Source organism: Candidatus Poriferisodalis sp., from assembly GCF_965203655.1.
Taxonomy (GTDB): domain Bacteria; phylum Actinomycetota; class Acidimicrobiia; order Acidimicrobiales; family Poriferisodalaceae; genus Poriferisodalis.
Genome location: NZ_CBDBDD010000006.1, coordinates 329,280 through 350,636 on the forward strand (window position 1 = coordinate 329,280; position 21,357 = coordinate 350,636).

Sequence of the window (21,357 nt, forward strand, 5' to 3'; positions counted from 1 at the left end):
ACCCCGCGGCGCCTCAGTTGGGGCGTTCGGCGAGGTTCGACGCGGCTCCGGGATCCACGATGACCGTGACCTTGGGATGCAGTTGCAGCGCAGACGCGGGCACCAGCTCGCTCACCGGCCCAATCACAGCTCGAGCGAGCGCGCATGCCTTCGACTCGCCGCATGCGACCAGCAGCAATTCCTGCGCGGCGAGGATCGTCGCAATCCCTTGCGTCATCGCTGTCGCGGGCGGCGCAGTGCCCTGCGGGAAGAACCGGGCATTGTCGGCTCTCGTCTGGGGGCTCAGCTCGACCACACGAGTCGTGCTCGTCAACGCCGACCCGGGCTCGTTGAAGGCAATGTGGCCGTTGGTTCCCATGCCGAGGAGCTGGAGCCCGATCCGCGCGTCGCGCACTTCGCGTTCGTACCGGTCGCATTCGGCCCCCAGGTCAGCCGCATGCGGATCAGGCGAGTGCACTGCGGCAGGCGGCAAGTCGGTCTGGCATACCAGGCGCCGCTCGACGGTGTGCCTGAACGTGTCGCGACCACCGGGTTCGAGGCCGAGGTACTCGTCGAGCAAGTACACCTGCAAGCTGGCCAGGCTGAAGGCGCCGCGCCGGTGACGTCGCACGACTTCGGCGAGGGGTTCCTCCATCGTCGCACCGGTCGCGATGCCCAGCGCGGCCGGCATGGCCGTGCTCACAAAGGGCTCGATGAAGTCCGCCGTGAGCTGCGCGACCGCGGCCCGGTCAGGCGCCACGATGAGCTTCATCGACGAGGGGACCGACTCGCCGAGGAATCGAACCGTCGGGCTGCGGCAGCCGCACCCACAATCCCGGCATGCACGCCGAGATGGGCCGCGCTCACCGGCCTGGACAGATCGAGCCGGGATGCGTACTGCTGGAAGTTCTCCGTGAGGCCGCCGCCCAGAACCCAGCGGCCCGGGTTGAGGAGCGTCTCGAGCAGGTCAAAGTACGGCTGGGCACGCTCAGCCCATTGGGCAGGCGTCAGGTCATGCTCGGAGATGGCGCGCCCCGACGCAACATCCTCGAACCGGTCCGCGCCGCTCGTGATCCCGCCGAGCTCGGAGTTCGGGATGAGATCGCCATTGTGCAGCAGAGCGCTGCCGATGCCGGTGCCGAAGGTGAGTACGACGGTCAGGCCGTCGTCGGAGGGCTGGGCGCGTCCATAGATGAGCTCGGCGAGGCCGGCGGCGTCGGCATCGTTGATCAGCACGGCGGTGGTGTCTGCACCGTCGAGCAGGCAGTCCAGCGCACCGTCGCTCTCCCATGCGCGCGAGAGGTTGGGCGCATGACGCAGGCGCGATCCCGCGATCACACCGGGCAGGGCGATGCCGACACCGTCAATCCAGCCTTCCGCTGCGGCGATCTGCCGCACGAGCGCGGCGACATGCTCGGGCGTTGCCCCCTCGGGCGTCTGCGCGTTGTGGATGGGCCCGGCGAGCTGGCCGCTGCGCAGATCGACGATCGCGCCCTTGGTGCTGGTTCCGCCGACGTCGACGCCGAGCTGCATCTGCGGCTGATCGCCGTCGACAGTCTCCGCGACGGCCGGAGCGACCGACGAGCCAGCCGCCGGGCGTGCGCCTTGACCGCTCATGAGGGGGCCTGCTGGGACTTGGCACCGGTGATGTAGGCGACGAGGTCGTCCTTGGTGACATCGCTGATGTTCACTTCGGCGGTCTTGCGGCCTTGACGCAGCACCACTGCGCGGTCGCAGACCTCGCTGACCCGATCCATGTTGTGGGTGATCAGCAGCACCGCTGCGCCGTCGCTGCGCAGCTTGCGGATCAGCTCGAGGACCCGTGCGGCCTGTTCGACGCCGAGCGCGGCGGCGGGTTCGTCCAGCATCACGATCTGGCGGCCCCAGGCCGAGGCCCGCCCGATGGCGACCGCTTGGCGCTGCCCGCCCGACAGCGCCCCCATCGCATGGCGCAGCGACGGGATGCGGATGCCGAGCCTGTCGAGTATCTGCTCGGTCTCGGCTCGCATGCGTTTCTTGTCGAGCACGCCGAGCCAGGCGCCGACCCGCCCACCGCGGGTCTGCTCGCGGTTGAGGAAGAGGTTCTCGGCAACGTCGAGCGTGTCGACGACCGCGAGCGTCTGATGGACCGTCTCGATGCCCAGCGCCCGGGCCGCATCGGGCGAGCCGACCGTGGTCTCGTCGCCGTCGATCCGCATGACTCCCGCGTCTGGCGTGTAGACGCCGGCGACGCACTTCACGAAGGTCGACTTGCCGGCGCCGTTGTCGCCCAGCAGGGCGGTGACCTGGCCGTAGCGCAGCGTGAGCGCCACGTGATCGAGGGCCTGCACCGCACGGAATGACTTGCACAGGCCCTCGACTTCCAGCGCTGGCGCGGCGGCGTTCATGCGTGCATCCCGAACTGCACTGCGTCGCCGAACCCATTCCAGATTCCGGCAACGTGAGGTTCGCCCCGTGCAGCACCAGCGACTCCGGCGACGAACGCGCGGGTCACGAAGGCTTGGACACGGAAGCCGAAGATGACTGTGGCGCCCTCGCGCAAGCGCCGTTGCGGCGGTGGAGCGAGCGGGGCGTAGTAGTCGATTGCGGCGGGGCTGGGCATCTCGACGGGCACCGGCTGGGTCGAGATCTCCGAGGGGTCATCAGCCACCACAGCGCGCACCTCGTAGTCGCCGAACACCGGGTCGATGTACAGCCCGCCCCCGAAGCACAGCGGCCTGCCCTGGTGGATGTGCGCGATCTCGCTGAGATACAGCACCGCAGGCAGCTCGGGCAGTTCTCCGACAGCGTGCAGCGGAGTCGTGCCGCTGAGACCGTGGCCCGGCTCTACCTGGGTCGCACCCGCTTCGGCCAGCATCGGCAGCACCTGCGTGGATGTGGTGCCAGGCGCATTGAGGTGCAGCTGCTCAGGGCATGCGGGGTGGCGCCGGGCAACGGCCGCAGCTCGTGCCAGGGTGTCCATGTTCGGGGTCAGCCGAGCCGCCTGGGACTCGGCGTCGTACAGCAGCGCAGGAAACGTGGTGAGCCCGGCGAATGTGGCGCCGTCGAGCGCGGCGATGTGGTCGATCATCGAACCGAGATCGCTCAGCGGGATGCCGCCTTCGTGGCCGGGGTAGAACTCGTCGCCGTCGTCGAACACGCGCACCAGCAGCGGCTGGGAGCGCCCGAGCGCATGAGCCGCCGCGGCGGCCTGCGATGCCTTGTTGCGCGAGAACACCGTCCAGCAGTCGGGCTCGAGCGCGGCCGCCTCGGCGGTCTCGCTGGGGGCCACTTGGACGAGATGCCCGAGGTGCCCCACGCTGTGCCCGGCCCGGGCGATGGGGCGGGCGCATGCCATGTCGACAGCTACGAATCCGTCAGCACCGCCGGCGTCGATCGCGTCGAGCGCGGCGGCGGCGCGCCCGATCTGCTTGGTCATCGCGTACACCGTCAGCCCCAAATCGCGCGCGGTGCGGCAGAGTCCTTCGGTATTGGACCTGAGCACGTCGAGGTCAACCACGTAGCTGTTCGGCGGGATCAGCCCGGCCTGGTGCAGCTCGACGGCAGCCTCGACGAATCGCGGGTTGCGTTGCAGCAGAGATCGCAGGAACACCTCAGGTCTCCTTCTGCTCGCGCATGCTCAACGCCACGGCGAGGATGATGATCACGCCCCTGGCGATGAGCTGATCGGCGACGCGCAGGCCCATCAGGATCAGACCGTTGTTGAGCATCGCCATGACGATCGAGCCTGCGATGGCCCCCACGACCGACGCCCGGCCGCCGAACAGGTTCGTTCCCCCGATCACGACGGCGGCGATGACCGTCAACAGGAGGTTCTCGCCGAGGTCATGGCGGCCGATGGCGAGCCGGCCGGCAAGCAGCATTCCCGCAAAGGTTGCCGCCGTGGCACTGGCCACCAAGGCGGTGATGCGGACTCGGTCAGTGTTGATGCCGACCGCCGACGCCGCGGCCCGATCAGCGCCCACGGCGAGCACATGACGGCCCCAGCGCAGCTGGTGCAGCACGAGATGCCCGACGATGCCGATGATGATCGTCCAGATCAGCAGCGACGAGATCGGGCCGACCGAGCCGGCACCGAACACGCTGAGAAACGCGTCGTTGCGGATCGGCAACGACTGGAGGTTGTTCAGGTTGCGCGCGATGCCGCTGACGATGCCGAGCATCCCCAGCGTGACCAGAAACGACGGAATGCGGACCTTGACCGCGATCAAGCCGTTGACGGCGCCGATCCCGACGCCGACGGCCAACGCGATCGCGACCCCGGCGACAAAGCCGAAACTGCCTACCGCGTCAGCCACCACGAGCGACGACAGTGCTGCAACCGACCCGACGGACAGGTCGATCTCCGCAGCGCCCAGCGCGAACGCCATCCCGACGGCCATCACGGCGATCGGCGCGGCCTGGCGGCCGATGTTCAGCAGATTCGACGCCGACACGAACCCGTCGTCTCGCAGCACGATGGCAAACAGAGCGAAGATCAGGGCCGCCGCCGCATAGACGACGTAGTGGCGAGGCGCCACCAGCTGCCAGCGCTGCATGAATCGTGTGATCGCAGACTCAGTCAAGTGGATGACCGCAACTCAGGGGCGGAACGGCAAGGCAATCCTCGCGTCCCGCCGACGGCACCCGCCGGCGGGACGCGAGCCACGGGGAGGAATCCCGAGTCAGCGATCCAGGGCGTCGAGCACCTCTTGGGGCGGATCTGCGGCCAGCGACTGCTGGTACCCCTCGACGATGTTGTCGGCGGTGACGCCGATCGCCGGCACGACAGCGAACGCCGGCGCCGACTTGCCCAGCAGTCCGTACGCGCCCTCCAGCGCCATCGTGCGGCCGAGGTTGTAGGCCTCATCGGCGGCGATGCCCACGACATTGCCGCCCTCGACCAGGTCCAGCGAGACGTTGGTGTCGAGGTCCATGGTGACGAGTGCGACATCGGAGGCGCCCGCTGCACGCAGCGCTGCCAGCACCCCGTCCGCGGGTCCGGCGGACCACGGCGCGTAGATGCCGTCCAGATCTGGATGGCGGGTCAGCATCGCCGTGGCGATCTCCTCAGCGGCCGCTGGGTCGGCGAGGCCCTGCTCGACGACGATCGTGATGTCGGGGTAGTTGATCTCGATCCACGACTTGAATGCCTGATCGCGCTGGTTGGTGACGTAGTACGCGGCGTCATGGAAGATGAAGCCCACTTCGCCCTCGCCGCCGAGTGCATCAGCGAGCAGGTCTGCCGCGGTGATGCCCATCGCCGCCAGGTCGTCGGTGACGATGCCGACGTAGTCCTCGCCGTGCACGTAGCCCTGCGGGATGTTGGACAGGAACACCAGCTGCACGCCTGCATCCACCGCGGGGCGGAATGCTTCTGCACCGGCATCCGGTCCGATGGCGAGGCTGATGATGATGTCCGGCTGCTGCGCCATGACCGTCTCGACGTCGTTGGCCTGCTGCGCTGCATCGAAGTTGGCGTTGGTCTCGGCGATCACCTCGATGCCGAGCTCTGCGAACGCGTCGCGGGCACCTTGGCTGACGGCGTCGGTGAACGCCCCAGCCGTGTGCCACAGCAGCGCGGCGGTGTAGCCGCCCTGCTGCACCTCGGCGATCTCGTCATCGCTCAAGGTGATCTCGCTCGACGCCACTGCCTCCTCACCGCCGGGTCCTTGGGTCTTCGGCGGCTCAGGTGCCGGTTCGGGCTCTGGCACCGGCTCAGGCTCGGGTTCTGGTTCGGGTTCCGGCTCCGGTGCCGCAGCGGTGGTCGCCGGGGCTGCACTGTCGCCGTCATCGCCGCACGACGCGGCGACCATGGCGAAAGCTGCCAGCAGCGACACCCATAGCAGCAGCCTGGATGCCAGTCTGTTCTTGATCATGTCCCCCTCCCAGGGTTTCGGTTACTGATCAGCGGCCTCGCACCACTGCGCGATGAAGTGGGCGAGGGTTCGGGTGGCTGTCACCAGCTCGTCGATGTCGAGCCGTTCGTGCGGGGTGTGACAGTTCGAGATGTCGCCGGGGGCGAAATAGACGCTCGGGATTCCCATGTCGCGCAAGAAGGGCTTCTCGGACCAGTAGGGAGCGCCTTCGATGCGCGCCGGCTGGGCGCTGACGGCCTCGATCGAATCAGCCAGCGCCAGCACGCCCGGATGGTCAGCGTTCACTTCGTCGGGAGTGCCGCCAACCCGGTGGTCGCGAGGGGCGCTGAAGCGGACGTCGCACTCCACGCCGCATTCGTGGGCGGCTTCAGCGGCAATCGAGCCGATCTGCTCGGCGGCGCTGTCCAAACTCTCGCCGGGCAGCACCTTGCGGATCAATGACAGGTCGAAGCGGCCCGGTACGGCGATGTTGCCGCCCGAGCTCACTGAGGTGACAAGCAGGAAGGCCTCGCCGAGCAGTTCGTGAGCCGGAACCGATCCGCGTATCTCGTCGGAACAGGCCCACAGGCGCTCCAGCAGCACATGGCCTGCCCGCAGCGCATCCACGCCCAGTTCGGGTCGGCCGAAGTACGCCGACACGCCGGTGTAGGTGATGTCCGCGATCAAGAAGCCCATCTGCGCGGTGTAGATCGCCGATGTCGTCGGCTCGGTGTAGATCGCGAAGTCGGCCGCAGGGAGCGGGCCGCTGCGCCCTTCGGTTGCCGCGCGGATGCCCGCCGACACGCCGCTGCCGGGCTGCCCGGACTCTTCGTCGGACACGAACAGCGCCGACACCCTGCCGGCGGGCCGCAGTCCAGCTCGCCGCACGGCACTGACCGCCTCGATGATTGCGCAGATCCCCGCCTTTTGATCAGCGACTCCGCGGCCCCAGATCTCGCCGTCGATCACATGCGCGCCGAACGGGTCTTCACGGTCGGTGCCCTGCCAGTGCTGCAACCAGTCGTCCGTCGCCACCGTGTCCAGATGACCGGCGAGCAAGAGCGACCTGCCGGCGTCGTCGCCCGCGAAGCCCCACACGTTTGCCCGGCCTGGCTCGAACGCGACAAGGCCGGCATCATCGAATCCGGCGGCGGCGTTCATGGCATCGAGCACCCACCGGCCGAACGCCTCCTCGTTCGGCGTGACGCTGGGGATACCGACGGCCGCTCGCACGAGCCGGACGATCTCGTCGCCGTCCACTGCGGCGGCGGCCCGGTCAGCCATCGAACTCACTGCTGCTCTCCGAGCACTTCTGAGATCAGCGACTCGCGGACGTGTCGTTGCGACACGGACGCGGCGCCGATGAGCGTCGCCCGCTCCCCCAGGCTCGACGCCATCAGGGCAGGCGGGACCGTGACGAGGCTCCCGAGACGATCGCGCACCGCGTCCACGAACAGCTGGTCCGCCCCGATCGGGCCGCCGAACACGATGCGAGTGGGGTCCGCGATGAGGCAGAGATGCGACACCGCCAACGCCATCGCATCGACAACTTCACCGAATACGGCAGCAGCGGCCGCATCGTTGCGGCTCGCCGCGACGATGATCTCGGCGACATCGGCACTCAGATCCAGCGCTGACTCTCGGCCTTCCTCTATGGCCTGACCCAGGCGCTTGCGAATCGACGGCGCCGACGCCACGTCCTCGAGCGTCACCGGCGCCGCATCGGGCTCGGGCATCGCCACCACCAGCGACCCCAGCTCGCCCGCCGATCCGGTGCCGCCGCGGTACAGCTTTCCCCCGACCACCAGGCCCAGACCGATGCCGGTCCCGGCAAACACTGCGGCGAAGTCTCCCCCGCCGTCTTCATCGTCCAGGCAGGTCAGCTCGCCCAGGGCAGCCAGATTGACGTCGTTCTCCACGAACACCCGGGCGCCGAATTCGTCGCCCAGGAGCTGGGCCACCCCCACATCGTCGAAGCCGGGCAGGCTGAGGGACTGTTCGACCCGGTCCAGTTCTGGCCGGTAGATCCCCGGTACGCCGACACACACTGCATGACACGGCGATCCAGCCGCCTCGAGCATCGGCGACACCGCCTGAACCAGCCGCTCCAGGGCCGTGCGCGCATCGGGGCCGGTCTCGACGACCGCCTCTGCGACGACGTTGCCCAGCAGATCAGCGAGACCGGCTCGCAGCGTTGTCGCGCCGACATCGGCAATCACGCAGTGTCGAGCCGAGGGCACCAGCTCGTACAGCGCCGCCGGTCGTCCGATCGAACCCGAACGGGCGCTGTCCTCAGCCAGCCGGACCAATCCGACCGACTCCATGTCTGCCATCAATGCCGACACCGTCGGCTTGGACAGTCCGGTCGCGCGAGCAATCTCAGCGCGGGACATGCGCCCCGGATGCGCTGTAAACAGCGCGTCAGCGATCCGCTGGCCGCTCAGCAGCCGCAACATCGCGGAACCTGATGCCGCTGCCCCCGCTACTTCCGGCATATTGTTAGTAACACTACCTTACAAATAGCGCATGTCAAGACCCGGTTGGCGAACCGAGTCGCTCTCGTCTGGATCGTGCCGACAGTCGCTGGCGCAACTATCGTCCGCTGCCGGGAGTGCCGCCGTCTGTACGGCAGCGCTGCCGAATCCGCCGCTATCCGCCGCACACGAGGGAGATGCGCCGCATGAGATACGCCGCGCCGACCACCATTGACGAGGCCAGAGCCCTGCTGGCTGCCGACGGCGACGCCATCGTGTTTGCCGGTGCCACCGACGTGGTGCCGCAGATGCGTGGCGGCCGGCCCGAGCCGTCGTTGGTGATCGATCTCAAGAAGATCGACCGGCTGATGTCAGTGAGTCTCGAGGGCGAGACCTGGAGCGTCGGCGCAGCGGTGCCGACCTCGGTGCTGACCGCAGACGCCGCTTTCACCGCCGACTTCCCGGGCCTGTCGGAGGCTTCGGGCCTGATCGGGTCGGACCAGATCCAGAACCGCTGCAGCCTCGGCGGCAACCTGTGCAATGCCTCCCCTGCCGCCGACTCGGTGCCGGCCCTGGTGGTGAACGATGCCGTCGCCGTCATTGCGGGTGGCGGCGGCGAGCGGCGGGTGCCCGTCGCCGACGTGGTGACCGGACCCGGCCAGACATCGCTGGCGCACGACGAGATCGTGGTGTGCCTCGAGCTCGCCCGGCCAGCCGCCCGTACCTCCGATGCCTACCTGCGACTCATCCCTCGCACCGAGATGGACATCGCCGTGGTGGGTGCGGGCGTCCGGCTCACGCTGGACGACAGCGGCAACGTGAGCGCAGCTGCCGTTGCGCTCGGAGCGGTTGCGCCCACCGTCGTGCGGGTGCCCGCCGCGGAGGCAGCGCTTGTGGGCAGCAGCCTCGACGACGCTGCGCTGGCGGCCGCTGCCGCGGCGGCGAGCGATGCCTGCAACCCCATCGACGACAAGCGGGGCACGATCAACTACCGGCGCCAGGTCGCCGGCGTGCTCACCCGCCGAGCCGCCGGCATCGCCGCCGACCGGATTCGCACACGCAACGGACAGACCAGCAATCAAGAAGGGGTCTCCTGATGAGCCGCACCCATGTGAACTGCGAGGTCAACGGCGACGCTGTTGATTTTCTGACCGAAGACGGCGAATCGCTGCTCAACGCCCTGCGAGACGAGCTGGGGCTGATCGGGGCCAAGGAAGGCTGCGGCACCGGCGACTGCGGCGCGTGCTCGGTCATCATGGACGGCCGCTTGCAGTGCGCCTGCCTGATCTTCGCTCCGGAGGCCCACGGCGCCTCCATCACCACCTGCGAGGGTCTCGCCAGCGCAGATGAACTGCACCCGCTGCAGCAGTGCTTCCTCGAAGGCGCTGCGCTGCAATGCGGCATCTGCACGCCCGGGTTCCTCATCGCCGCCAAGGCACTGCTCGACGAGAACCCGGACCCCACCGAAACCGAAGTGCGCTACGCGCTCGCCGGCAACCTGTGCCGCTGCACCGGGTACGACAAGATCGTGCGCTCGGTGCTCGAGGCCGCCGTCCAGATCCGTACCCCAGCCTGATTGACGTCGGCTGGCTGAGACTCACCCGACACCGCAGAAGGACACCAGAACATGAGCACCACTGAAGCTGCAGCGAGCACCGGCACCAACGGCAACGGGGCCAGCGGATACCGCTGGGTCGGCACCCGCCCCGTCCGCCACGACGGACTCGACAAGGTCGCCGGCAAGGCCCGCTACGCGGCCGACCTGAACCTGCCGGGGATGCTGTACGGGCACATCCTGCGTTCGCCCCATCCCCATGCACGGATCGTGTCGATCGACACGTCGGCCGCCGAGGCGATGCCCGGCGTGAAGGCCGTGGTGACCGGTGCTGACTTCCCCGAAGCGCCGCCCAAGGGCGCGACACGCAACCTGATGTGCACGGTCATCGCCCGCGACACGGTCCTGTACAGCGGCCACGCCGTGGCTGCGGTGGCGGCGTCGACGCGCCGTGAGGCCAAGGCAGCGGCGGAGGCCATCGAGGTCACCTACGAGTTGCTGCCCCACGTGCTGAACATCGCCGACGCGATGGCTGACGACGCACCGGTGCTGCACGACAACCTGTTCACCCGCGGCGTCGAGCCGCGGCCCACCGAGCCGTCGAACATCGCGGCCCGCACGGTGTACGAACGCGGCGATGTCGAGCAGGGGTTCGCCGAGGCCGACATCGTGATCGAGCGGGAGTTCTCGACCCAGGCCGTGCACCAGGGTTACATCGAGCCGCACGCCTGCGTGGTCGACTGCGACCAGGAAGGCAAGGCGGTCATCTGGGCCTCCTCCCAGGGCCACTTCATGGTGCGCTCGTCGACAGCCACGGTGCTGGGCTGGGACACCTCGCGCATCAAGGTGATCCCCGCAGAGATCGGCGGCGGCTTCGGCGGCAAGACGACGATCTACATCGAGCCGGTGGCGGCGCTGCTCTCGACGAAGGCCGGCCGGCCGGTCAAGATCGTGATGAGCCGCGAGGACGTGTTCCGGGCGACCGGCCCCGCACCTGGGGCCATCATCAAGATGAAGGTGGGCGCCCGCGACGACGGCACGATCACCACGGCGAAGGCTTGGCTGGCCTACGAGAACGGGGCCTTCCAGGGCATTGCCGCGATGCTCGGCTGCATGTGCGTCGTGTCGGCCTACACCCTCGATCACCTCTATGTGGAGGGCTTCGACGTGGTGCTCAACCGGCCGGTCAACGTGGCCTACCGGGCGCCGTCGGCACCCGCGGCGGCCTTCGCGATGGACTCGGTGGTCGACGAGATCGCGGCGCGTGTGGGCATGGACCCGATCGACCTGCGCATCCAGAACTGCCCCTCGCAGGGCGACCCGACGCCGTACGGGCCCAAGTGGCCGATGATCGGCCTGCGGGAGTGCCTCGAGGCGATCCGCGACAGCGACCACTACCAGTCGGACTTGCCCGACGGGCAGGGCCGCGGCGTGGCCAGCGGCTTCTGGTTCAACATCGGCGAGGCGTCGAGCGCGACGGTCAACCTGAACGAGAACGGCACCGCCACGGTGATCACCGGCAGCCCCGACATCGGCGGCAGCCGGGCGTCGATGGCGCTGATGGCCGCCGAGGAGCTGGGCCTCGACGTGCACCTGATTCAGCCGGTCGTGGGCGACACCGAGGTCGTCGGCTTCACCGACGTGACCGAGGGCAGCCGCGCCACATTCGCGACGGGCATGGCCGTCGTGGAGGCCTGCCGCGATCTCAAGGAGCAGCTGCGCAAGCGTGCGGCCAAGACCTGGGATTGCGATGTGGAAGAGGTCGAGTGGGTGGACGGCTCGGCCGTGCACGGACCTGGCGAGCAGGAACCGCTGACGCTGGCCGCCATCACCGGCAATGCCAAGCGCACCGGCGGCCCGCTGGGCGCCACTGCGTCGCTGAATGCCCGGGGCGCCGGCCCGGCCTTCTCGGTTCAGGTCGCCGACGTGTCGGTCGACGAGGAAACCGGGCGGGTGACCGTCGAGCGCTACACCACCGCGCAGGACGCCGGCACAGCGATTCACCCGAGCTACGTGGAAGGCCAGATGCAGGGCGGCGTGGTGCAGGGCATCGGCTGGGCGCTCAATGAGGAGTACATCTACTCAGACGACGGCAACCTCGAGAACCCGGGATTCCTCGACTACCGCATCCCGGTGGCATCAGACCTGCCCATGATCGAGACCTGCATCGTGGAGGTGCCGAACCCGTCGCATCCCTATGGCGTGCGCGGTGTCGGCGAGGTAGGCATCGTGCCGCCGCTGCCGGTGATGGCCAACGCCGTGGCCGATGCCACCGGCGTGCGCATCGGTGACCTGCCGCTCTCGCCACCGCGAGTGCTCGAAGCGCTGACAGCCGCCGAGAGCTGATCAGCACCCGAGCTCGCTGAGCCGATTCGTCGAGGCAACTCGATGGCGGTCGTTCATTTCTCGACCGACCAGCGCCAGCACACCGGCGGCACATCTGAGGTCACCATCGACGCGGCGAATGTGCGCGACCTCGTGCGGCAGCTCGCAGAGCGCTACCCGTCGCTCAACGCACACCTCGTCGAGACATCGTCCACCGCAGTCGCAATCGACGGCGAGATCATCCCCGACCCTTGGTTAGAAGCCCTCACCCCAACCTCAGAGGTGCACTTAGTCCGCCCGCTCGCGGGCGGATAGAGCCAGCACTGCGCCCGCTCGCGGGCGGGTAGCGCGCTAAGGCTGGACTTTGAGTTCGATCTCGACGCCGGCGGGCAGGTCGAGACGCTGGAGCGAGTCGACCGTCTTGTCGGTGGGGTCGATCACATCGATGAGACGCTTGTGGATCCGCATCTCGAAGTGCTCGCGCGAGTCCTTGTCCTTATGGGGGGACCGCACGACCGTGTAGCGATGCTTCTCGGTGGGCAGCGGCACCGGGCCCCGCACCTTGGCGTTGGTGCGCAGCACCGTCTCGGTGATCTTCTGCGCCGACTGGTCCACGATCTCGTGGTCGTAGGCCTTGAGGCGCATCCGGATGCGAGGTGCTGCCATCGATCTGTTCCCGCCTGTCCTACTGGATGATCTTGGTGACCCGGCCGGCACCCACCGTGCGGCCGCCCTCGCGGATGGCGAAGCGCAAGCCTTCGTCCATCGCGATCGGGTTGATCAGCTCGACCGTCATCTCGGTGTTGTCGCCCGGCATGCACATCTCGGTGCCTGCGGGAAGGTCGACCACGCCGGTGATGTCGGTGGTGCGGAAGTAGAACTGCGGCCGGTAGTTCGAGAAGAACGGCTTGTGCCGGCCGCCCTCCTCCTTGGTGAGCACGTACACCTGCGCCTCAAACTTGGTGTGCGGCGTGATCGCAGCCTTCTGGGTGCAGACCTGGCCGCGCTCGACCTCGTCCTTGCCGGTGCCTCGCAGCAGCAGACCGACGTTGTCGCCCGCCTGGCCCTGGTCGAGGATCTTGCGGAACATCTCCACGCCGGTCACGGTGGTGGTCTGGGTGTCACGGATGCCGACGATCTCGATCTCGTCACCGGAGTTGATGACGCCCTGCTCGATCTTGCCGGTCACCACGGTGCCGCGGCCGGTGATCGAGAACACGTCTTCGATCGGCATCAGGAACGGACGGTCGGTGTCGCGCTCGGGCTCGGGCACGTACTCGTCGACCGCGTTCATCAGCTCGACGACCTGTTCGGCTGCTGCCGCGTCGCCCTCCAGCGCGTTCAGCGCGGAGACACGCACGACTGGGACGTCGTCGCCGGGGAACTCATACTCGCTGAGCAGCTCACGCACCTCGAGCTCGACGAGCTCGAGGAGCTCCTCGTCGTCAACCATGTCGACCTTGTTGAGCGCGACCACGATGTAGGGCACGCCGACCTGACGAGCCAGCAGCACGTGCTCACGCGTCTGGGGCATCGGGCCGTCAGCAGCGGACACCACCAGGATGGCGCCGTCCACCTGGGCGGCGCCGGTGATCATGTTCTTGATGTAGTCGGCGTGACCGGGCATGTCGACGTGCGCGTAGTGCCGGTTGGCCGTCTCGTACTCGACGTGAGCAATCGAAATCGTGATGCCACGCTCGCGCTCTTCGGGCGCCTTGTCGATCTCGTCGAACGCCGTTGCCTGGCCGCCGACCTGTTCGGACAGCACACGCGTGATGGCAGCCGTCAGTGTCGTCTTGCCGTGGTCGATGTGTCCCATCGTGCCCACGTTGACGTGAGGCTTGGTCCGCTCGAAACGCTCTTTTGCCATGTCGTACCCGCCTTTCGGGGTTCTGCTCGCCTATCGGGTGTGAGTGAGGTGCAGGGTTGTCTGTTTTCTTTGTTTCTTCACCGTTATGAACGGTGTGAGGCTAGGGATGCCGTGGCCCAGTTCCAATAAGCCCGGCCGAATTCGCCCGCAACGGGACCGGCCGCGGCCCGCCCGCCGGCGGCTGGCAGGGTCATTCACCGCGGATGCGCTTGATGATCTCCTCGGCGATGGTGCGCGGCACTTGCTCGTAGTTGTCGAACTGCATGCTGTAGGTGGCTCGGCCCTGGGTACGAGACCGCAGGTCGTTGGCGTAGCCGAACATCTCCGACAGCGGCACCTTGGCATCGATCACCTGATTGACGCCGCGCAGCTCCATCTGCCCGACACGTCCACGGCGGGAGTTGAGGTCGCCGATGACGTCGCCCATGTAGTCCTCGGGCGTCACCACCTCGACCGACATCACCGGTTCCAGCAGGACCGGTCGCGCCAGGCGGGCGGCGTCGCGCATGGCCATCGTGCCGGCGATCTTGAACGCCATCTCTGAGGAGTCGACGTCGTGGTGATTGCCGTCGATGAGATCGACAGACACATCGACCAGCGGGAAGCCGGCCAGCGGGCCGTTCTCCAGCGACGACTGCAGGCCAGCATCGACCGAGCTGATGTACTCACGCGGGATCACGCCGCCGCGGATGCTGTCCTCGAACACATACCCCTCACCGGGCTCTGACGGGCGCAGGTTGATGACCACTACCGCGTACTGGCCCGAGCCGCCGGTCTGCTTGATGTGGCGGTACTCGAACTTCTCGACCGGTGAGGTGATCGTCTCGCGGTAAGCCACCTGCGGCTTGCCGATGGACGCGTCCACCTTGAACTCCCGCAGCATCCGGTCGACGAGCACCTCGAGGTGCAGCTCGCCCATGCCCGAGATCACGGTCTGGCCGGTCTCGTGATCGGTCTTGACCTGGAAGGTGGGGTCTTCCTCGCTGAGCGCGGTCAGGGCCCGGCCCAGCTTGTCCTGGTCGCCCTTGGACTTCGGCTCGACGGCGACATGCACGACCGGATCAGGAAAGTCGAGCTGCTCGAGCACGATCGGCTTGGACGAATCGCACAGCGTGTCGCCGGTGCGGGTGTTCTTGAGCCCGATCCCGGCAACGATGTCGCCGGTCGCGATGTTCTCGCGGTCTTCGCGGTTGTTGGCGTGCATCTGCAGGATGCGGCCGATGCGCTCGCGGTTGCCGGTAGTGGTGTTGAGCACCTGACCGCCCCGCTCGAAGCTCCCGCTGTACACCCGGAAATAGGTCAGCTTGCCGACGTGGGGATCGGTCATGATCTTGAACGCGAGTGCCGAGAACGGCTCATCGTCGCTCGGCTTGCGCTCGAGCTCCTCGCTGCCGTTCAGCGAGCTGCCGCCGATCGCGGGAATGTCCACCGGCGAGGGCAGATAGGTATTGACCGCATCGAGCAGCGGCTGCACGCCCTTGTTCTTGAATGCGCTGCCGGTGAGCACCGGCACGATCTGACCGTCGATCGTGCCCTGCCGGATCGCGCGGCGCACGGTGGCAACGTCGACATCGTCGCCTTCGAGGTACGCCAGCATGATGTCCTCGTCGACATCAGCAAGACGCTCGAGCAGCAGGCTGCGATATTCGGACGCCTGATCGGCCAGATCAGCGGGGATCTCGATCGTGTCGTAGGTGGCGCCGAGGTCGTCGCCCTTCCACACCACTGCGTTCATCTCGACAAGGTCGACCACGCCCTCGAAGCCGGCCTCGATGCCGATGGGAAGCTGCAGCACCGCCGTGTTGGGCGTCAACCGGTCCTCGATGCTGGCCAGCGAGCCGAAGAACGACGCTCCCGTGCGGTCCAGCTTGTTGATGAAGCACATGCGGGGCACGCCGTAGCGGTCGGCCTGCCGCCAGACAGTCTCGGTCTGCGGCTCGACGCCGGCGACGCCGTCGAAGACCGCAACGGCCCCGTCCAGCACCCGCAGCGAGCGCTCCACCTCGACGGTGAAGTCGACGTGGCCCGGCGTGTCGATGATGTTGATGACGTGGTCGTTCCAGTGGCAGGTGGTGGCAGCGGAGGTGATGGTGATGCCCCGTTCCTGCTCCTGCTCCATCCAGTCCATCGTGGCGGCGCCGTCGTGGACCTCGCCGATCTTGTAGTTGACGCCGGTGTAGTAGAGGATCCGCTCGGTCACTGTGGTCTTGCCCGCATCGATGTGGGCCATGATCCCGATGTTGCGGACGCGGTCGAGAGGTTGCGTTCGAGCCATTTCAGACGTGCCTCAATTGATCAGATATCCCGATCAGATCACCAGCGGTAGTGCGCGAAGGCCTTGTTGGCCTCTGCCATGCGGTGCGTGTCCTCGCGCCGCTTGGCCGCCGAGCCGGTGCCGTTGGAGGCATCCATCAGCTCGTTCGCAAGACGTTCGGACATGGTGCGTTCGCGGCGCTCGCGGGCGAAGCCCACGATCCAGCGGATGGCCAGGGCGGTGGCACGGCGGGGCCGCACCTCGACCGGCACCTGGTATGTGGCGCCGCCCACCCGGCGGCTCTTCACCTCGACCTGGGGTCGGGTGTTGTCCACCGCACGCTTGAGGATCTCGAGCGGCTCGCCGCCGGTGCGCTCGCCGACGAGGTCCATTGCCCCGTACACGATGCGCTCGGCCAACGAGCGCTTGCCGCGCCGCAGCACCTTGTTGATGAACTGGGTGACCAGCGTGGACTCGTAGACGGGATCGGGGTCGATGTCGCGGCGGGGCGCTGCGCCTCGGCGGGGCATGTCAGGACTCCCGCTTGGCGCCGTAGCGCGAGCGCGCTTGCCGGCGGGAGTTCACGCCCGAAGCGTCGAGTGCGCCACGGATGATCTTGTAGCGAACGCCGGGGAGGTCTTTCACGCGGCCGCCGCGGACCAGCACGATGCTGTGCTCTTGGAGGTTGTGTCCCTCGCCGGGGATGTACGCCGTCACCTCGACACCGCTGGTGAGGCGTACGCGAGCGACCTTGCGCAGAGCGGAATTCGGCTTTTTCGGGGTGTGGGTGTAGACGCGGGTGCAGACCCCTCGCCGTTGCGGCGATCCCTTCAACGCAGGCGTGCGCACCTTCGTCGACTTCGACTTGCGGCCCTTGCGGACCAGCTGCTGGATCGTCGGCACGAAGACCTCTGCGGGTTGGGGCTGTCAGGGGACAGGCTCATGGACAGGAGCCGGCAAATCTGCGCATTGCCCCACCGGCAACGCGCCGAAACCGGCGCTCAAGGCTAGGCAGCGCGTCCCAGCGCCACAACTGGCAACCGCACGCGCAGGGGTCGGTTCAGCTGGCGTCGACGATCGACGCCACGTTGTCCGCCGAGCCATCCGGATTGAGGCCATTCGGGTCGAGGCCATTGGGGTCGAGGCCAGCCTCTTCGCCGATCGACGCGAGCCACGCTGCTGGGTCTTGGGCTTCCTCGGACGACCAGAACTCCATCGGCTCGTACTCGGGGGCAATCGTGTCGATGTTGCGGTACACGTCCTGACCGGTGCCCGCCGGAATCAGCTTGCCGATGATGATGTTCTCCTTGAGGCCCTTCAGGCTGTCGCGACGCGACTCGATGGCAGCCTCGGTCAGCACGCGGGTCGTCTCCTGGAAGGAGGCAGCCGAGAGCCACGACTCGGTCGCGAGCGAAGCCTTCGTGATGCCCATGATGATCGGGCGTCCCTCGGCGGGGCGGCGGCTTTGGGCCACCAGCTCGCGGTTGGCCTCGCGGTAGTTCCGCTGGTCGACCTGTTCGCCGGGCAGGAACGGCGAATCGCCCTGCTCGCCGACGAGCACCCGCCTGGTCATCTGGCGGATGATCAGCTCGATGTGCTTGTCATGGATCGACACGCCCTGCTCGCGGTACACCTTCTGCACCTCGGAGACGAGGTACTGCTGGGTCTCGCGCACGCCACGGATCTCGATGAGCTCCTTGGGATCGCGCGGTCCGTCCACGAGCGGGTCGCCGGCGCGGATGTCCTGCCCGTCGGTCACGGCGAGCCGCGACATGGACGGCACCGTGTAGGTGTCCTCGGAGCCGTCATCACCGATGACGTCGATCTGGCGCCCCCGACCGTCGTCCTCGCCGATGCGCACCACACCTGAGCGGCGGGCCAGCACGGCCTTGCCGCGCGGGGTGCGAGCTTCGAACAGCTCGACCACCCGGGGCAGACCGCCGGCGATGTTCTCGCCGCCGATGACGCCGCCGGTGTGGAACGTCCTCATGGTCAGCTGCGTGCCCGGCTCGCCGATGGACTGGGCAGCGATCACGCCGACCGCCTCGCCCACCTCGATGAGCTTGCCGGTCGCCAGCGAACCGCCGTAGGCCATCGCCGACACGCCGAATTCTGAGTCGTCGGTGAGCGGGGACAGCACGCGCACCCGGGTGACCTCGGGATCGTCACGCAGGGCAATCAGCTCGTCCTCGCCGATGAGGCGACCGGCTTCGAGCACGCTGCCATCGCTGAGCGCCACCTCTGACGCCAGACAGCGGCTGAACAGCCGAGTGTCGAGATGGGTGCGCCTGTCGGGACGGTCAGCGAAGACATCCTCGATCCACAGCCCGTTCACGGGGCCAGATCGTTCGAAGGGGTCCTCGCTGTTGATGATCAGCTCTTGGGCCACATCGACCAGCCGGCGAGTGAGATAGCCCGAGTCGGCCGTCCGCAGCGCGGTGTCGACCAGGCCCTTGCGGGCGCCAGGCGTGGAGATGAAGTACTCCAAAGTGGCGAGACCCTCGCGGTACGACGACTTGATCGGGCGCGGGATGATGTCGCCGCGAGGGTTGGCCACCAGGCCGCGGATCGCCGCGATCTGGCGCACCTGCATCATGTTCCCGCGGGCGCCGGACCCGACCATCATGTCGATCGGGTTGAACGTCGTGCGGGCCAGCTCAGCCTCGAGCGAGCGGCGCACCTCGTCGGTGGCGTCGGTCCAGATCTCCACTTCCTTCTGACGCCGCTCGCCGTCGGTGATGATGCCGCGCCGGAACTGGGTCTCGACCCGCTCCGCCTCGCTCTCGTGGCGTTCGAGGATCTCGGCCTTGTCCGGCGGCGTGCGCACGTCGTCGACCGAGATCGTCAAGCCCGATCGGCTCGCGTACTCGTAGCAGAGGTCCTTCATGTTGTCGAGGCTGACGGCGATGTCGCTGGTGGAGTAGTTGTCCGACAGGGCTCGCACTATGCGGCCCATGTCGCCCTTGCGCACCGGCCGGTTTACGTACTCGAAGTCGTCGGGCAGCGCAGCATTGAACAGCGCTCGGCCCGCCGTGGTGGGCTCGTAGCCGCCGTTGCCGTCACTGAGCTCGGGAATGCGCCACTCGATCAGCTCATGAAGCCCGACCTGGGACCCTTCGAGCGCCCGCTGGATCTGGTGCAGGTGGCGGAAAACCGGCTTGTCGGCGTCCGCTTCGGCAGTGCCGTCGCTGCCGCGCAGCTCGGTCAGGTAGTAGCTGCCGATCAGCAGGTCCTGGCTGGGCACCGTCATCGGGCGGCCGTCCGCGGGGCTGAGAATGTTGTTGGCCGACAGCATCAGCACCCGGGCCTCGGCCTGGGCCTCCGAGGACAGCGGCAGGTGCACTGCCATCTGGTCGCCGTCGAAGTCGGCATTGAACGCAGCGCACACCAACGGGTGGATCTGCACGGCCTTGCCTTCCACCAGCAGCGGCTCGAAGGCCTGGATGCCCAGCCGGTGCAGCGTGGGCGCCCGGTTCAGCAGCACCGGGTGCTCCTTGATGACGTCCTCGAGCACGTCCCAGACGTCGGCGCGGCGGCGCTCCACCATCCGCTTGGCCGACTTGATGTTCTGGGCGATCTCGGAGTCCACCAGCCGCTTCATGACGAACGGCTTGAACAGCTCCAGCGCCATCAGCTTGGGCAGCCCGCACTGGTGCAGGCGCAGCGTGGGCCCCGCGACGATCACCGAGCGTCCCGAGTAGTCCACTCGCTTGCCGAGCAGGTTCTGGCGGAAGCGCCCCTGCTTGCCCTTGAGCATGTCCGACAGCGACTTGAGCGCCCGGTTGCCGGGGCCTGTCACAGGCCGACCGCGCCGGCCGTTGTCGAACAGCGCATCGACGGCTTCCTGCAGCATGCGCTTCTCGTTGTTGACGATGATCTCGGGCGCCCGCAGGTCCAGCAGCCGCTTCAACCGGTTGTTGCGGTTGATGACACGCCTGTAGAGGTCGTTCAGATCCGAGGTCGCGAACCGGCCGCCGTCGAGCTGCACCATCGGGCGCAGGTCTGGCGGGATGCAGGGCACCGCGTCGAGGATCATCGCCCGCGGGTCATTGATGCGGCGGCCGTGCTCGTCGCGGCGGTTGAAGGCGCTCAGGATCTTGAGCCGCTTGATCGCCTTCTGCTTGCGCTGCGCAGACAGCGGGCGCCGGCCGTCGGACGCCTCGATGGCGGCGCGAAGCTCGGCCTCCTCGACGTCGAAGTCCATGTTGGCCATGAGCTGCGCTATGGCCTCGGCGCCCATGCCGCCCTCGAAGTACTGGCCGTAGCGGTCCTCCAGCTCGCGCCACAGATCCTCGTCGTCGACGATCATCCGCTCGTGCAGCTCGGAGAGCGCGCTGAAGGTCCGCTCGACGAGGTCCTTCTCCTCGGCGGCCTCCTCGTCCAGCGCTTCGAGGTCCCGATCGGCCTCGCGCTGGCTGGACTTAATCTCGCGGTCGCGCGCACCCTCGGACTCCAGCGATGCGAGCTCGTCTTCGAGCTCCTTGAGTCGCTCAGCTCGCCGTTCGGCCAGCTCCTCGTCGATGACCGTGAGCTCCTCGGCCTTCTCGGCTTCGAGCTGGGGCAGGTCCGCGTGCAGTTTCTCGCTGTCGACCTTGGTGACGAGATTGGCGGCGAAGTAGATGACCCGCTCGAGCGCCTTGGCCTTGAGCTCCTGGCGGGGATCGAGGCCCGTCAGGAAGTACGCCAGCCACGAACGGGTGCCCCGCAGGTACCAGATGTGCACCACCGGAGCCGCCAGCTCGATGTGGCCCATCCGCTCACGTCGCACCTTGGAGCGGGTGACTTCCACGCCGCAGCGCTCGCAGATGATGCCCTTGAACCTGACGCGCTTGTACTTGCCGCAGCCGCACTCCCAGTCCTTGGTGGGACCGAAGATCTTCTCGCAGAACAAGCCGTCCTTCTCGGGCTTGAGCGTGCGGTAGTTGATGGTCTCGGGCTTGCGCACCTCGCCGTTGGACCATGTGCGGATGGCGTCGGCAGTAGCCAAGCCGATCCGGATGTCAGAAAAGTCGTTGACGTCGATCATGTGAGTGTTTCTGGCCCCGTGTGTCTGGCTCGTCGAG

18 protein-coding genes are annotated in these 21,357 nt (G+C 67.6%); 4 read left to right on the top strand and 14 right to left on the bottom strand.

Annotation, left to right across the window (positions count from 1 at the left end; all coding sequences use genetic code 11):
* Positions 1-13: 13 nt before the first annotated feature.
* From ACOGW9_RS07580 to ACOGW9_RS07615, 8 genes are all read right to left on the bottom strand, one after another.
* Positions 14-739 (bottom strand): glucosamine-6-phosphate deaminase, encoded by a 726-nt coding sequence (locus tag ACOGW9_RS07580; protein ID WP_419909924.1) that lies wholly within the window; start codon positions 737-739, stop codon positions 14-16.
* 8 nt (positions 740-747) lie between these two features.
* Positions 748-1,596 carry an ROK family protein gene (locus ACOGW9_RS07585; protein ID WP_419909925.1) on the bottom strand — a complete coding sequence of 283 codons (849 nt, stop codon included), beginning with the start codon at positions 1,594-1,596 and terminating at the stop codon, positions 748-750.
* Positions 1,593-2,366, bottom strand: a complete 774-nt coding sequence (locus ACOGW9_RS07590) for an ATP-binding cassette domain-containing protein (protein WP_419909927.1) — start codon at positions 2,364-2,366, stop codon at positions 1,593-1,595. The genes ACOGW9_RS07585 and ACOGW9_RS07590 overlap by 4 nt, the downstream gene beginning before the upstream one ends.
* Positions 2,363-3,571 (bottom strand): alanine racemase, encoded by a 1,209-nt coding sequence (locus tag ACOGW9_RS07595; protein WP_419909929.1) that lies wholly within the window; start codon positions 3,569-3,571, stop codon positions 2,363-2,365. Before ACOGW9_RS07595 ends, ACOGW9_RS07590 begins: the two co-directional genes overlap by 4 nt.
* A 1-nt stretch (position 3,572) precedes the next feature.
* The gene (locus ACOGW9_RS07600) at positions 3,573-4,544 is read right to left on the bottom strand and encodes an ABC transporter permease (protein ID WP_419909931.1); all 972 of its coding nucleotides are present in this window, start codon (positions 4,542-4,544) and stop codon (positions 3,573-3,575) included.
* Positions 4,545-4,643: 99 nt separating this feature from the next.
* The gene (locus ACOGW9_RS07605; protein ID WP_419909933.1) at positions 4,644-5,837 is read right to left on the bottom strand and encodes a substrate-binding domain-containing protein; all 1,194 of its coding nucleotides are present in this window, start codon (positions 5,835-5,837) and stop codon (positions 4,644-4,646) included.
* Between the two features lie 21 nt (positions 5,838-5,858).
* Positions 5,859-7,100: a M20 family metallopeptidase gene (locus ACOGW9_RS07610; RefSeq protein ID WP_419909935.1), complete on the bottom strand. Its 1,242-nt coding sequence runs from the start codon at positions 7,098-7,100 to the stop codon at positions 5,859-5,861.
* Positions 7,101-7,105: 5 nt separating this feature from the next.
* Positions 7,106-8,272 (bottom strand): ROK family transcriptional regulator, encoded by a 1,167-nt coding sequence (locus ACOGW9_RS07615; protein ID WP_419909937.1) that lies wholly within the window; start codon positions 8,270-8,272, stop codon positions 7,106-7,108.
* A gap of 224 nt (positions 8,273-8,496) precedes the next feature.
* On the opposite strand from ACOGW9_RS07615, the gene ACOGW9_RS07620 reads away from it, so the two are divergent.
* From ACOGW9_RS07620 to ACOGW9_RS07635, 4 genes are read left to right on the top strand one after another with little or no spacing between them, the layout of a single operon-like run.
* The gene (locus tag ACOGW9_RS07620; RefSeq protein WP_419909939.1) at positions 8,497-9,387 is read left to right on the top strand and encodes an FAD binding domain-containing protein; all 891 of its coding nucleotides are present in this window, start codon (positions 8,497-8,499) and stop codon (positions 9,385-9,387) included.
* Positions 9,387-9,866: a (2Fe-2S)-binding protein gene (locus tag ACOGW9_RS07625; protein ID WP_419909941.1), complete on the top strand. Its 480-nt coding sequence runs from the start codon at positions 9,387-9,389 to the stop codon at positions 9,864-9,866. Before ACOGW9_RS07620 ends, ACOGW9_RS07625 begins: the two co-directional genes overlap by 1 nt.
* Positions 9,867-9,917: 51 nt before the next feature.
* On the top strand, positions 9,918-12,191 hold the full coding sequence (locus ACOGW9_RS07630; RefSeq protein ID WP_419909943.1) for a xanthine dehydrogenase family protein molybdopterin-binding subunit: 2,274 nt from the start codon (positions 9,918-9,920) through the stop codon (positions 12,189-12,191).
* 42 nt (positions 12,192-12,233) lie between these two features.
* On the top strand, positions 12,234-12,485 hold the full coding sequence (locus tag ACOGW9_RS07635) for a MoaD/ThiS family protein (protein ID WP_419909945.1): 252 nt from the start codon (positions 12,234-12,236) through the stop codon (positions 12,483-12,485).
* 36 nt (positions 12,486-12,521) lie between these two features.
* Here ACOGW9_RS07635 and rpsJ read toward each other — a convergent pair whose 3' ends face one another.
* From rpsJ to ACOGW9_RS07665, 6 genes are all read right to left on the bottom strand, one after another.
* Entirely contained in the window at positions 12,522-12,836 is a 315-nt protein-coding gene (rpsJ, locus tag ACOGW9_RS07640) for a 30S ribosomal protein S10 (protein WP_323671069.1), read from the bottom strand.
* 19 nt (positions 12,837-12,855) lie between these two features.
* Positions 12,856-14,040 carry an elongation factor Tu gene (gene tuf, locus ACOGW9_RS07645; protein ID WP_419909947.1) on the bottom strand — a complete coding sequence of 395 codons (1,185 nt, stop codon included), beginning with the start codon at positions 14,038-14,040 and terminating at the stop codon, positions 12,856-12,858.
* Between the two features lie 190 nt (positions 14,041-14,230).
* Positions 14,231-16,315, bottom strand: a complete 2,085-nt coding sequence (gene fusA / locus ACOGW9_RS07650) for an elongation factor G (RefSeq protein WP_419909949.1) — start codon at positions 16,313-16,315, stop codon at positions 14,231-14,233.
* A 38-nt stretch (positions 16,316-16,353) separates the two neighbouring features.
* Positions 16,354-16,824, bottom strand: coding sequence for a 30S ribosomal protein S7 (rpsG, locus tag ACOGW9_RS07655; protein ID WP_419909951.1), 471 nt, complete (start codon positions 16,822-16,824; stop codon positions 16,354-16,356).
* Position 16,825: 1 nt separating this feature from the next.
* Complete coding sequence (rpsL, locus tag ACOGW9_RS07660; protein ID WP_419909953.1) at positions 16,826-17,197, bottom strand: 30S ribosomal protein S12; 372 nt, start codon at positions 17,195-17,197, stop codon at positions 16,826-16,828.
* A 157-nt stretch (positions 17,198-17,354) separates the two neighbouring features.
* Positions 17,355-21,320 carry a DNA-directed RNA polymerase subunit beta' gene (locus ACOGW9_RS07665; protein WP_419909955.1) on the bottom strand — a complete coding sequence of 1,322 codons (3,966 nt, stop codon included), beginning with the start codon at positions 21,318-21,320 and terminating at the stop codon, positions 17,355-17,357.
* Positions 21,321-21,357: the final 37 nt, after the last annotated feature.